The organism is Pseudoalteromonas sp. NZS37 (genome assembly GCF_015864265.1).
Classification (GTDB): domain Bacteria; phylum Pseudomonadota; class Gammaproteobacteria; order Enterobacterales; family Alteromonadaceae; genus Pseudoalteromonas; species Pseudoalteromonas arctica.
Window position 1 is genome coordinate 712,608 of record NZ_JADYXL010000001.1, and the last position, 14,227, is coordinate 726,834.

At 41.0% G+C, this 14,227-nt stretch carries 9 protein-coding genes; 6 read left to right on the forward strand and 3 right to left on the reverse strand.

The features are described 5' to 3' along the window. Position 1 precedes the first annotated feature (1 nt). Positions 2-1,051 (forward strand): formimidoylglutamase, encoded by a 1,050-nt coding sequence (locus I6F47_RS03200; protein WP_165721232.1) that lies wholly within the window; start codon positions 2-4, stop codon positions 1,049-1,051. Here the strand turns inward: I6F47_RS03200 and I6F47_RS03205 are convergent. Both I6F47_RS03205 and hutI read right to left on the reverse strand, forming a co-directional pair. Beyond that, on the reverse strand, positions 1,048-2,712 hold the full coding sequence (locus I6F47_RS03205; protein WP_165721267.1) for a GGDEF domain-containing phosphodiesterase: 1,665 nt from the start codon (positions 2,710-2,712) through the stop codon (positions 1,048-1,050). The two genes, I6F47_RS03200 and I6F47_RS03205, sit on opposite strands and share 4 nt — an antisense overlap. A gap of 120 nt (positions 2,713-2,832) precedes the next feature. Next, positions 2,833-4,080: an imidazolonepropionase gene (gene hutI, locus I6F47_RS03210; protein WP_165721233.1), complete on the reverse strand. Its 1,248-nt coding sequence runs from the start codon at positions 4,078-4,080 to the stop codon at positions 2,833-2,835. A gap of 119 nt (positions 4,081-4,199) precedes the next feature. On the opposite strand from hutI, the gene hutC reads away from it, so the two are divergent. From hutC to hutH, 3 genes are all read left to right on the forward strand, one after another. After that, positions 4,200-4,907 carry a histidine utilization repressor gene (gene hutC, locus I6F47_RS03215; protein ID WP_007582045.1) on the forward strand — a complete coding sequence of 236 codons (708 nt, stop codon included), beginning with the start codon at positions 4,200-4,202 and terminating at the stop codon, positions 4,905-4,907. A 66-nt stretch (positions 4,908-4,973) separates the two neighbouring features. Next, complete coding sequence (gene hutU, locus I6F47_RS03220) at positions 4,974-6,647, forward strand: urocanate hydratase (protein ID WP_024594424.1); 1,674 nt, start codon at positions 4,974-4,976, stop codon at positions 6,645-6,647. A gap of 2 nt (positions 6,648-6,649) precedes the next feature. Beyond that, positions 6,650-8,185 (forward strand): histidine ammonia-lyase, encoded by a 1,536-nt coding sequence (gene hutH, locus I6F47_RS03225; protein ID WP_165721234.1) that lies wholly within the window; start codon positions 6,650-6,652, stop codon positions 8,183-8,185. On the opposite strand, the gene I6F47_RS03230 is transcribed toward hutH, so the two are convergent. Further along, entirely contained in the window at positions 8,182-8,952 is a 771-nt protein-coding gene (locus I6F47_RS03230) for an NADP-binding protein (RefSeq protein ID WP_008137681.1), read from the reverse strand. The genes hutH and I6F47_RS03230 overlap by 4 nt on opposite strands. 116 nt (positions 8,953-9,068) lie before the next feature. Here I6F47_RS03230 and I6F47_RS03235 point away from each other — a divergent pair, with 116 nt between their 5' ends. Next, complete coding sequence (locus I6F47_RS03235) at positions 9,069-11,096, forward strand: methyl-accepting chemotaxis protein (protein ID WP_024589902.1); 2,028 nt, start codon at positions 9,069-9,071, stop codon at positions 11,094-11,096. A gap of 383 nt (positions 11,097-11,479) precedes the next feature. Next, positions 11,480-14,194, forward strand: coding sequence for a preprotein translocase subunit SecA (gene secA, locus I6F47_RS03240; protein ID WP_197183307.1), 2,715 nt, complete (start codon positions 11,480-11,482; stop codon positions 14,192-14,194). Positions 14,195-14,227: the final 33 nt, after the last annotated feature.

A 14,227-nucleotide genomic window follows, 5' to 3' on the forward strand; every position in this document is an offset into this window, starting at 1 on the left:
CGTGACCTCCCATTTAAAAGTATATGATGAAAGCGCGGTTAGAGCACTTTGCTCTAGCCGCGTAAATGAAAAAAAAGCATGGCAATCAATGGCCTTGCTAGACACTCAAGTAAACCTGCAACAAGCACTTATTGACGCAGCTCAATTTGGCATTCGCTACGTACTTCTTGGTATTTGCGAAGATATTGGCCCAAAAGCAAATTTAGGAAATAGCGGTGCAAATGAAGCATGGCCTGCTTTTTTAAAACGTTTTTTAAACCAATCTCATAATCAATTTATTGCCACTCAAAAAGTACTTTTATTGGGTGAAGTAAATACTGATGATTTAATGGCGCAAAGCAACCAACTTAATAATCAGCAAGCCCAGCAGTTAACTCAATTACGAGATTTATGCCAACAACTTGATGAACGCGTAGAGTCAGTATTAAGCCTTATTTTTAAAGCAGGGCTTGAGCCAATCGTAATTGGCGGAGGTCACAATAATTGCTTAGGTATTATTCGCGCGCTAAGTAAGTCAAAAAACACGCCTGTTAATGCTATCAATTTTGACCCTCATGCCGATTTTAGAGAATGTGAAGGTCGCCATAGTGGTAATGGTTTTCGCTACGCGTATAACGAGCAACATCTAAGTAATTACCATGTTATTGGCTTACATGAATTAAAAAATAATCAAGCAATTATAGATGCAATGAGTGAAGCTAACTTTAAGTTTGATAGCTATCAATCTATACAAGTTAAGCGAAAAATTACACTAACGCAGGCAATTGAAAATGCACTAAGTAATTTTAATGATTTACCACTGGGTGTTGAAGTTGATTTAGATAGTATTACTTATATGCCAGTTAGTGCGTATACATATTGCGGATTTAGTGTGAGTGACACTGAGCACTTTGTGCATTTAGCTGCAAGCCACCGGCACTCTAAGTACTTACACTTATGTGAAGCAGCGCCTAGCCAGCACCCTAACGGGTTAGATGCAGGTGCTGCCCATGTAGGGCAAGTGATTAGTGCACTTGTAAATAGCTACCTACAAGCCAAAGAAAACACTTAACGTTGTTGAACCGATCGCCACTCTTTTAGCCAGCTCATTAAACCAATACTACTTAGCGGGTGACCAAAGTAATAACCTTGGGCAGCATAACCTTTTAAGCTTTTTACAAACTTAAGTTGTTCAAGTGTTTCTACTCCTTCAAAAATCACTTTTGTTTTTTGTTGGCTATGCATATCAACCATTCCACCAACTAAACTGCGTATATTGTTTTGATTACTAAAGTCAGCGGTAAGTGAAGGTGAAACCTTAATATACTCAACCGCTAAACTTGGTAACTTAGAAAGTAGTACCGGGTTATCACCAAGTCCATCCACACATACTTTTAAGCCTATGTTATTAAGCCTTGCGATCATGCCTCGGCCTTTGTCATCTAAACCAGCAAAAATATGTAAAGGGCATTCAACAATTAAGTCCCCCGCCTCTAAGTGATGTTCATTTATAACAACATCAACAAATTCAACAAACTCTTCATTTAGCATTTCAGGGCCAAATACGTTAATGCTAAGCGGTATAGAAATACCTTCTACTCTAAGCGCCATTGCAAGTTCAGCGGCTCTCTCCATTACAAATTTAGCAAGCGGGTAACCAAGCCCTGCTATTCTTATGTCGTCAATAAAACGATTAGCAGATAAAATTCCTTGCTTAGGGTGCTGCCAACGCAGTAGTAATTCTAAAAACTCAATTTGACCGTTTTCGTTACAAATTATAGGTTGAAAATAGAGTTCTAATTCGCTCGAAAAATCAATATTTGCTAATTCTTTTAGTCGCGCTTGTTGCTCTCGCAGTTCAATCATCATTTGTTGATGATAAGGCACAACCTTGCGATTTGGGTGGCTATCGAGTGCTAGGTATGCGTACGATATTAAATTATCAAAGTTATTGTCTTGCTCATTACAATCAACATAACTCGCCCTCGCTTTTACCTCTACAGTGCAGTTAGCAACATTAAATGGCTTAAGCGTTGCACCCAGTATTTGTTCAATAACCAACTCATGTAAATGTTTTTGATTCGCGAAACTACAAATAAATGCAAAGTTAAGGCCCCCTAAGTGGGCTAGCTTTTCTTGCCCAACTAAAGTCACTATTTCGTCACTTGAAAGCAGTTCTTTTATTCGATTAGCCGATTGTGCTAACAGTATATCGCCAAAGTCGCGTCCTATATGCTGGTTAACTTGCTCAAATCCTTCAAGACGAATAACGATTAACGCTGCACTTACTTGCTTATTGTCGCACCATGCATAGTAACCTTGGCGTAACTGTTTTCTATCTGCAAAAACCGAAAGCGGAGACTCTTCTATAAATGTATCACCTGTAGGTTCTGGCTCTATCACGACTTCTATTTCAGCGCTTTCGTCATTTAAAAAGCCAACAATAGCTAATAATAATATTGCTAACACAACCCAAAATAACGGAACTTCCAATAATAAATGAGCTGAAAATAGAACAACAAATAAAAGACCAGCCATTGAGCTGGTAATAATCATGCTCCAATTATTTCGCTCGAAGGCTTGCCATAAATGAAAACAAAATCCAAAGGCAAGTAAAATGGCAAGCCAAGCTGCGCCCGTGCTCAAAATAGCCAAACCAACAGCTGCTGTGCATAAATAGCTAAATTTAATACTGGCATTTTTAACGGCAAATAAAGTGGCAATCATCGCCATCAATAGTGCACCACTAAAAAATATTGGGAAGTTACTGTCGGTTAGTATGTTCAAATTAACGGCATCCGTATTCGCTAAAAAAGTTTAAACCAGATTATATGTGGGCAAAAATAATACAAACTAGTTAATTCTACCCAAAATCCATAAATTTAACAGTTTATTTACGCCAAATTGGTAACTTAATTGTGATGGATGACTTATTTGCCAATGCGCAATATCAGCTCTTGCACCAACCTTTAAAATACCACGGTCGTCTAACCCTAGTGCTTTAGCAGCATTGCGAGTCACACCTGCCAATGCTTGCTCGGGTGTTAATCTAAACAATGTGCATGCCATGTTCATCATCAAGTGCACTGAGCACAGCGGTGAAGTGCCAGGATTAAAATCACTCGCAATAGCTATAGGTACTTTATATTGATTAAGTAACTCAATAGGTGGGAATTTAGTTTCTCTTAAAAAATAAAATGCACCGGGCAGTAACACCGCGACCGTCCCAGCGCTTGCCATGGCTTTTACACCCTCTTCATCGAGATGCTCAATATGATCTGCCGAAAGGCCATTGAACTGCGCCACCAGCTCAGCACCATGTTGATTAGATAACTGCTCAGCATGGCATTTTACTGGGAGGTTATGCTTTTTAGCCGCCTGGAAAACACGTTTGGTTTGCGAATAACTAAACCCTACATTTTCACAAAATACATCGACTGCATCAGCAAGATCATTAGCCACTACCTGATCAAGCATGTCAGTACATACCAAATCAATATATTCATCAGCACGGTCTTTGTATTCAGGCGGTAGAGCATGCGCCCCTAAAAAAGTAGTTTTAATATCAATAGGATGATGCTCACCCAATAAACGAGCGACTTCTAATATTTTTATCTCGTTTTCAGTATCTAGCCCATAGCCCGACTTTATTTCAACGGTGGTTACACCCTCTTTTAACAACGTATTTAAGCGATCTTTTGCATCAACAAATAATTGCTCTCGATCGGCTGCTCTCGTCGCCTTAACCGTACTTGCTATGCCACCGCCTTGTGCTGCGATTTGCTCATAACTTACACCCTGCAAGCGCTGCTCAAACTCTTGCGACCTTGAACCTGCAAACACTAAATGTGTATGACAATCTATTAAGCCCGGCGTTAACCACTGCCCTTTTATACTCAATGTCGGCGTTGCAAACACATCAAAACTGGGCAACGTTGATTGCTCTCCAATCCACGCAATTTTACCATTTTTAATAGCTATAGCAGCATTTTCGATTGCGCCATAAGGGGCATTTATATTGCTATCCATAGTGGCAATATTGGCATCAGTTAAAAGTAAGTCGATTTCTTCTAACTCATAATTTTTTGTTGTGCTTTGCATTTTGCAGCCCTTTTTACGCCCAGAGTGATGAAAATATAGTCTAACAACCCATCTTGTATATACAAGGTAATTGTGTCATCTTATTTATATAGTTTATTTTTAATGTAACCATAAATTTAATGACGACACCTAAATTTGCGCAAATAAAACAATTCATTGTTGATAAAATTCGCAGCGGTACGTGGCAAGAAAACCAACGTGTTCCCTCTGAAAACGAACTAAGTAGTCAATTTAGTGTCAGCAGAATGACAGCCCGCCGAGCACTAAGCGAATTAACCGAGGCAGGTATTTTAACCCGCAGCCAAGGGTTAGGTACATTTGTAGCCACATTTAAATCGCAGTCATCGTTACTCGAAATAAAAAACATTGCTGATGAAGTAAAAGAGCGTAACGGCAACTACACCTGTAGTGTACTCATACTTGAATCAATAAATGCAGTCGCACCTATTGCCATTGCACTTGGTGTTGAGATTGACAGTGTTGTATATCGAAGTGTACTCGTGCATAACGAAAACGACAGCCCCTTGCAGCTAGAAGAGCGTTTTGTAAACCCTGCGCTTGCGGCTGGTTACTTACAACAAGACTTTAGCACGCTTACACCTCATGAGTATCTATCTAGTGTTGCACCACTTACCCAAGCGAGGCATACCGTAGAGGCTATTATGCCAAACAGCGAAATGTGCCAATGGTTAAATTTATATAACGAAGAACCATGCTTACAAGTTATTCGACGCACATGGTCTATTAACGGTATTGTAAGCTTTGCGCGCCTTGTATCACCAGGCAGTAAATATCGCTTAGGTGGTCACTTAACATTTAAAAAATAACAAACAATGGCGCTTACTGCGCTTTTTTTATAGCAAATCACCTTGTATATACAACAGGAGCAAAACATGAACAACCGACTCGACACAAGTCGCGTAATACGTGCACCTCATGGCGATAAAATAAGTGCTAAAAGCTGGCAAACTGAAGCTGCTAAGCGCATGCTAATGAATAATTTAGACCCTGAAGTAGCAGAACATCCTCATGCACTTGTTGTATATGGTGGTATTGGCCGAGCAGCTCGTGATTGGCCAAGTTATGACAAAATTATAGAGACCCTCGATAGACTCGAAAGCGACGAAACTCTGCTTGTACAATCAGGAAAACCCGTTGGTGTATTTAAAACCCACAGTAATGCCCCTCGTGTACTTATTGCCAACTCAAACCTTGTTCCACACTGGGCAAATTGGGAGCACTTTAACGAGCTCGATAAAAAAGGCTTGATGATGTACGGACAAATGACGGCGGGTTCTTGGATTTATATTGGCTCGCAAGGCATTGTACAAGGCACTTACGAGACCTTTATAGCCATGGCAAAGCAACATTTTTTAGGCAGTGCTAAAGGCAAGTGGGTATTAACGGGTGGCCTTGGTGGTATGGGCGGTGCTCAACCTCTTGCCGCTACAATGGCAGGGTTTAGTGCGCTAGTTGTTGAATGTGATGAAAGCCGTATCGATTTTCGTATAAAAACAGGCTACGTTGATGTAAAAGCAACGAACCTTGAACACGCACTGCAATTAATAACCGACGCGTGCATAAAAGGTGAAGCCCTATCAGTTGGCCTACTTGGTAACGCTGCCGATGTATTTAGTACACTGGTTAAAACAGGTATTACACCTGATGTAGTCACAGATCAAACATCAGCTCACGATCCATTAAATGGTTACTTACCACAAAACTGGACAATGGAGCACGCAGCAAAAATGCGTGAGCAAGATCCAAAAGCGGTAGTAAAAGCTGCTAAACAATCAATGGCAGTCCAAGTTAGAGCCATGCTGGCGCTGCAAAAAGCGGGTGCCGCCACTACTGATTACGGAAATAATATTCGTCAAATGGCGTTTGATGAAGGTGTTACCAACGCGTTTGATTTTCCTGGGTTTGTACCCGCCTATATTCGCCCTTTATTTTGTGAAGGTATTGGCCCATTTAGATGGGTAGCATTATCGGGCGATCCAGAAGATATTTATAAAACCGATGCAAAAGTAAAAGAGCTTATTCCTGATGATGCACATTTACATAATTGGCTTGATATGGCGCGTGAACGCATTCAATTTCAAGGGCTACCTGCACGTATTTGTTGGGTAGGTTTAAAAGATAGAGCACGCCTTGCATTGGCCTTTAACGAAATGGTTAAAAATGGCGAACTTAAAGCCCCTATCGTTATTGGTCGTGACCACCTCGACTCTGGCTCAGTTGCCAGCCCTAACCGCGAAACAGAAAGTATGAAAGATGGCTCAGATGCGGTATCGGACTGGCCATTACTCAATGCACTGCTTAATACGGCAAGTGGCGCTACTTGGGTGTCTCTTCATCATGGTGGCGGTGTAGGTATGGGGTTTAGTCAGCACTCTGGTGTGGTTATTGTTGCCGATGGTACAAATGAAGCTAAAGAGCGTATTGCTCGCGTACTTTGGAACGACCCTGCAACGGGTGTAATGCGCCATGCTGATGCTGGATACGACATAGCAAAGAACTGCGCCAAAGAACAAAATTTAGACCTACCTATGCTAAACGAGGAATGATCATGTTCGAACTTACTCTCACACCAGGCTCACTTGATTTAAACACATTGAGAAAAATTAATAATTCACCGGTAAAGTTAAACCTTGTAAAGCATGCTGAATCACAAATAGCTGCCAGCGCGCAAACCGTTCAAAACGTTATTAATGAGCACCGCACTGTATACGGGATTAACACCGGCTTTGGGTTATTAGCTAATACCAAAATAGCCGACGACGAACTTGAATTATTACAGCGCTCCATTGTGCTTTCACACGCTGCGGGCATTGGCGAATACATGGATGACAGCACAGTAAGGTTAATGATCACCTTAAAGGTAAACTCGCTTTCGCGCGGCTACTCGGGTATTCGCCTGCAAGTAATCCAATTTTTTATGCAGCTGCTTAGTAGCGAAGTATATCCGTGCGTGCCTAAAAAGGGCTCCGTGGGGGCATCGGGGGATTTAGCCCCTCTTGCGCATATGTGCCTACCTTTATTAGCTGAAGGTCAAATGCGACATAAAGGAAAAATAATTAGTGCAGCACAAGGGTTAAAAATAGCGGGGCTTGAACCTCTTACCCTTGCAGCTAAAGAAGGCTTAGCATTATTAAATGGCACACAAGCGTCAACTGCGTTTGCACTACAAGGCCTATTTAGAAGCGAGAACTTATATGCACAAAGCTGCGTTATCGGCTCGATAAGCATAGAAGCTGCAATGGGCAGTCGCGCGCCATTTGATGCACGTATTCATGATATTCGTGGTCAGCGCGGACAAATAGACACCGCTCAAGTATTTAGAGAGCTACTCGATACGCACTCTCAAATTAGTGATTCCCACGTAAATTGTGAAAAAGTACAAGATCCATACTGCCTTCGCTGCCAACCTCAAGTGCTAGGTGCTTGCCTAACTCAGATACGCCAAGCCGCAGAAGTATTGTTATGCGAGTCAAACGGTGTAACCGATAATCCGCTAGTTTTTGCCGATGTAGGCGACATCATTTCTGGAGGGAATTTTCATGCAGAACCCGTTGCAATGGCTGCCGATAACCTCGCTATTGCGATTGCCGAAATTGGTGCTTTAGCAGAAAGACGAATTGCATTACTTATTGACTCAAACCTATCTAAGTTACCGCCATTTTTGGTTGAAAACGGCGGGGTAAATTCAGGTTTTATGATTGCTCAAGTAACCGCTGCTGCGCTTGCGTCAGAAAACAAATCATTAGCACATCCGGCTTCGGTCGATAGCTTGCCTACATCTGCAAATCAAGAAGATCATGTATCTATGGCAACCTTTGCAGCAAGGCGCTTAGATGAAATGGCCAATAATACCCAAGGTGTTTTGGCAATAGAATGGTTAGCATCGGTTCAAGGGCTAGAATTTAGAAAGCCGCTTGAACCATCAAATAAAGTGCAAAGCGCTAAAGCGTTATTACGCGAGCATGTGAGTTATTATGATAAAGACCGCTACTTTGCTCCCGATATCGAAGCTGCTAATACATTACTAAGTGAAGGTAAGCTATGCGACTTCATAGAGAGCAGTCCCCTGCCTTCAGCATATTAAATACCATATTGGTAAGTAAAGCCTAGCGCTTCAATAGCTGAGCCAATAACTTTGCGCTCAGCTTTATCATCACTGGTAAAGCGTGGTAACTCGCCACCATGTTCTGCACACTTCACTGCGTAGTATTCAGCTTTTGTCGGGTGCGCAGGATTAACAACATTATAAATATTTTGCCCTACTTGCCAGTGCTCTATCACCGCAAAGATAGCATTAATTACATCTTGTTGGTGCACCATATTTACTACTTGCTCACTTGATGTATTAAGCTCTTTGCCTGCCACAAAACGACCAGGTTCTCTATTAGGCCCTAGTAATCCAGCTAAACGCAGCACTTTCCCGTCTTGCTCAAGTACTTGCTCTTCTGCCTCATAGAGCTTTATTTGGCGCTCGTTTGTGCATGAAATATCGCAACTTTCGCTATATACACCAGGCTCTTGATCGTATACCCCGGTTGACGAGCATAATAAAAAGCCCTTTGCGTTTAACTCCTTTGAAAGCTTAAGCGCTGCGGTGAGTGTTTCAGGATAATTACTTTCACTGTGCCTGCTACGTGGTGGAATAGCACATACCCAATAAGCATTTTGTAAATCAACTTGATGTCTTAATTGCCCATCTTCAAGTGTAAACTGACGCTCAAAGTCAAACTCGTGTATATCTGTTCTATGCGTTCCTTGTACTTGCCAATCAGCTTTTTGCGCACTTACGCATAACGCATGTCCTAACCAACCTGCACCTAATACTACTAATTTATTACTTTTATTTGTCATTTTTGTATAAGCCTTTATTTTAAACGCATAATTAGTTCTTTCTATCTAACTTTATAGAGATTTTAAGTAAGATATGATTAGATATAATTTCATAAATAATAAAAATATGCGTACTCATGCTAAATAATTTATCATTACGGAAGAAAATATTATTATTGATTGGTGGAACAATTACCGTTTTACTAATTATTGCCTCAACATTTTTTGTTAAACACATTGCCAACCTCTCTAGAGAAAACATAGAAAATGAAGCGCAAAGTTATCTACAGACCGAGCAACTTTCAATGCAAAGTTACTTTGCGATGTACGGAAAAATGGTATCAACCTTTGTTAATAACCCACATTTAATCAACTTTTTTGAAAATTGGGATACTCGCGATCAAGCACTTGAAAGCGCCCCTGGCTACAACGAAGTAAACCAAGACTTTGTCCGTTTAAGCTCAAATGACGAAAACATTTTATCGGCCTTTTTTGCCTCAGCAACCACCGGTGAATACTTTAAAGAAAATGAACGTACAAGTCACTACAACGGCCAGCCTTATTACGCCTACAAGCGTGGTTGGTGGCAAGAAGCCATGCAAGTTAACAAACTTTACGTAGGTCCAATCTCTGTTGATTTAACCACAGGCGTAGCATCCGCAGTAGTACAACAACCTGTTTATAACGCACAGCGTAAACTCATTGGTATGGGCGGTGTTGATTTACAACTAAACAAAATTAACGACATGGTCGAAAATATTCGCTTTAACGGCCAAGGTTATGGATTTTTACTCGATGGAAATCAAAAAGTAGTTCACTTTTCAAAAGCCACAGGACACAAACTTTCAATTACAGATGAAGGTGCAAACGGTAAAGAAGGACTCGATGCGCTTGAGCAACAGTTTACAGATACAGCAGGCTTTAAAGAATTAAATACACAAATGCGAAATAACCTTAAAGGTAGCCAAATGGTTACTTTTAAAGGTGAGCAGTTTTATGTGGTTTACCATCGTCTGCAGCTAGAGCAGCCTTATATAGATTGGTATGTAGGTCTACTTATTCCTACTAGCATGATTGAAGAGCCCGTAAATGCCGCAGTAACCGCAACAACAACTGCAGTAGTTATTATCTTAATTATTATATTAGCCATGATTTTATGGGCTACCCATATGATTTCAAAACCCATCACAACACTTACGCACATTATGCGTGATATAGCATCGGGCGAAGGCGACCTTACTCAAAAAATTGATATTAATAGTCAAGATGAAGTGGGACAGCTGGCCAATCATATGAACACTTTTATTGATAAGTTACGCGCCATGATGCTAGAAACCGCAGCGCAAGCAGAACAGCTAAGTAATGCAGCAGCTCAGCTAAGACATGTTTCTGAGCAAACTAATTCTGAAATTCAGCAAGAGAAGCAGCAAGTTGATAGCGTCAGCGCTGCGGTAACTGAAATGGCGACTACTGTGCTTGAAATATCACGTAATGCACAACATACAAATAACGCAGCTGAAGAAGTTCAGGCAATTACAGCTGAAGGTGCAAGCCGTTCTACACAGGCGCAAAAAGTAATGACTGAGCTGGCGTTGCATATTGGCGAAGCATCTAAAGTGGTAGCAGGCCTTGAACAAGAAAGTAATAACATTGGTGCGTTAGTCGATGTAATTAATTCAATTGCCGATCAAACCAACTTACTTGCACTTAATGCGGCTATAGAGGCAGCTCGTGCCGGTGAACACGGTCGAGGCTTTGCCGTTGTTGCTGATGAAGTACGCTCACTAGCAAGTCGCACACAAGAATCAACTGACGATATTCGTAATATGATTTCGCGCTTGCAGCAAATAGCTCAACAGGCCTCAGTGATGATGCAACAAGGACAAGATCAAACCGAGGGCTCAGTACTGCAAACTAAAGAAGTACTTAGCTCACTTCACAATATTGCGCAGTCGGTCACTAAAGTACAAGACCAAAGTCATCAAATAGCAACATCAACTGAGGAGCAAACAGTCGTAGCTGAAGATATTAATACGAGCCTTTCGGCAATTAATAACTTAGTGAACAGTACAGCTGACCATGCGCACACCCTCGCTGACGAAGCTCGTGACTTAAGTGATTTAGCTGCAGCACTTAACAAAACGGTTAACCAATTTAAATTATAAAACACTCATTTAATAGCTGTGTTTAAGCGTCAAACTTAAGCGCAGCTATAACCCTTGTTTTTAATTTATTTAGCACCATATCTTTACAGTTCGCTACTATTTTTACTGTAATTGAGTAATACAAAGTTATTTTTACGAACCAGATCAAATTTTTCGATTTTATACACAGATCTTTTTATTGAGATAGTTTGTTGTTTGGCAGAGTCTGGTATAGTAGCGCACGTAATAAACAGTGCTTTTTGCAGTGCTTTTTGAGCGGTTTAATACAATATTGCTAATTAATATGTTCTAAGTGTTATTTAAAAGCACATATTAATTACCAATTGTTAAAAATGGGTTAGCCGATACTCGGCTGACAAAGAATACATTGTAACGGTTTTATCATGATATCTAATTTATTTACCAAGCTTTTTGGTAGTCGCAATGACCGCACTATTAAAAACTTAAGAAAGACGGTCGCGCTAATCAATGCGCTAGAAACGCAACTTGAAGCGCTTTCTGATGAAGATTTAAGAGCTAAAACAGCTGAGTTTAGAGAACGTTACGATAACGGACAAGGCCTTGACGATATCCTACCTGAAGCTTTTGCTGTGGTACGTGAAGCGTCAAAGCGTGTAAATGGCATGCGTCATTTCGACGTGCAGTTATTAGGTGGTATGGTTTTACATCAAGGTCGCATTGCAGAAATGCGTACCGGTGAAGGTAAAACACTAACAGCTACCCTACCAGCTTATTTAAACGGCTTAACAGGCAAAGGTGTTCACGTAATTACTGTGAATGACTACCTTGCTAAACGTGATGCTGAAACCAACCGTGCGTTATTTGAATTTTTAGGCCTTACTGTAGGCTGTAACGTACCGGGTATGATGCCACAGCAGAAGAAGCTAGCTTATACTGCTGACATTACGTACGGTACAAATAACGAATTTGGTTTTGACTACCTTCGCGATAATATGGCTTTTAGCATTGATGAACGTGTTCAGCGTCCATTATTTTATGCCGTAGTCGATGAAGTGGATTCAATCTTAATTGATGAAGCGCGTACTCCGCTTATTATTTCAGGCCCAGCTGAGGACAGCTCTGAGCTATACACTGAAATAAATACCATCGTTCCTTTACTTGAACTTCAAGAAAAAGAAGACGAAGAAGGTGTTGAAGGCGACGGCGATTACACTATTGATGAAAAGTCTAAGCAAGTTCATTTAACAGAACGTGGTCAAATTAAAGTAGAAGAGCTACTTACTGAACGCGGCTTAATTGAAGAAGGCGATTCGCTTTACTCAGCAGCAAGCATTACGCTACTAAGTCACGTTTATGCGGCCCTTCGTGCTCACAAGCTATACCAAAAAGATGTTGATTACGTAGTAAAAGAAAACGAAGTAATCATTATCGATGAGCATACTGGTCGTTCAATGGAAGGTCGTCGTTGGTCAGAAGGTTTACACCAAGCTGTTGAAGCTAAAGAAGGTGTAAATATTCAGAACGAAAACCAAACACTTGCCTCTATTACGTTCCAAAACTACTTCCGTTTATACGAAACATTAGCAGGTATGACAGGTACTGCCGATACTGAAGCTTTTGAGTTTCAATCTATCTACGGCCTAGATACTGTTGTTATGCCAACTAATAAGCCAATGGTTCGTGATGATCGCGCCGACTTAGTTTACCTAACGCAAGAAGAAAAATACGAAGCAATTTTAATTGATATTAAAGACTGTCAAGACCGCGGACAACCGGTACTTGTAGGTACTATTTCAATTGAAAGTTCTGAGTATTTATCACAGTTTTTACGCAAAGAAAAAATTAAGCACAACGTACTTAATGCTAAATTTCATGCGCAAGAAGCAGATATCGTTTCAGATGCTGGCCTACCAGGTACGGTAACAATTGCAACCAACATGGCCGGTCGTGGTACCGATATCGTGTTAGGTGGTAACTGGAACAGTGAAGTTGAAAAACTTGAGAACCCAACTGCTGAGCAAATTGCTGAAATTAAAGCAGCTTGGAAAATTCGCCATGATGCGGTAATTGATGCCGGCGGTTTACATATCATTGGTACTGAACGTCACGAATCTCGTCGTATAGATAACCAATTACGTGGTCGTTCTGGTCGTCAAGGTGACGCCGGTTCTAGCCGTTTCTACCTATCGATGGACGATGCACTAATGCGTATCTTCGCTGGTGAACGCATGACTAACATGATGCGTAAACTAGGTATGCAACGCGGTGAAGCAATTGAACATCCATGGGTAAACCGTGCGATTGAAAATGCACAGCGTAAAGTAGAAGCACGTAACTTTGATGTTCGTAAGCAATTGCTTGAGTACGATGATGTAGCAAACGATCAACGTCGCGTTGTTTACTCTCAACGTAATGAGCTACTTGAAGAAGGCGATATTTCAGAGACTATCACAGCAATTCGTGGTGATGTTCTTGCTAGTGTAATTGATCAGTACATTGCACCGCAAAGCCTTGCTGAAATGTGGGATATTAATGGACTTGAAGAGCGTTTAAAACAAGACTTCTTACTTGAGTTGCCGATTACTCAGTGGCTAGCAGATGACAATAAACTATACGAAGAAAAACTTCGTGAGCGTATTGAGCAGGCGGTTGAGCAGTCGTACAAGCAAAAAGAAGAGCAAGTTGGCGACTCTGTTTTACGTCAATTCGAAAAAGCGATTATGCTACAAAGTCTTGATCAGCATTGGAAAGATCACCTTGCTGCTATGGATCACTTACGTCAAGGTATTCATTTACGTGGTTACGCGCAAAAGAATCCTAAGCAAGAGTATAAGCGTGAATCGTTTGAGCTGTTTTCTGAAATGCTTGAAAACTTGAAAGTAGATGTTGTAAGCATTCTAAGTAAAGTACAAGTACGCGCAGAAGAAGATGTTGAAAAAGTAGAAGAGCAACACCGTAAAAGTGAAAATGCTCCTCGCGAATACCAACATGAAGAAGCTGAGCAAGTAGGTGGCGAAGCGCCAGCACCAGAAACAGCTACTGTAATGGCTCGTACAGAACCAAAAGTAGGTCGTAATGACCCTTGTCCTTGTAAATCAGGTCAAAAATTCAAACAATGTTGCGGTAAATTAAAATAGCCCAATATTGTTATTAGCTTATTAAAAAGCGGC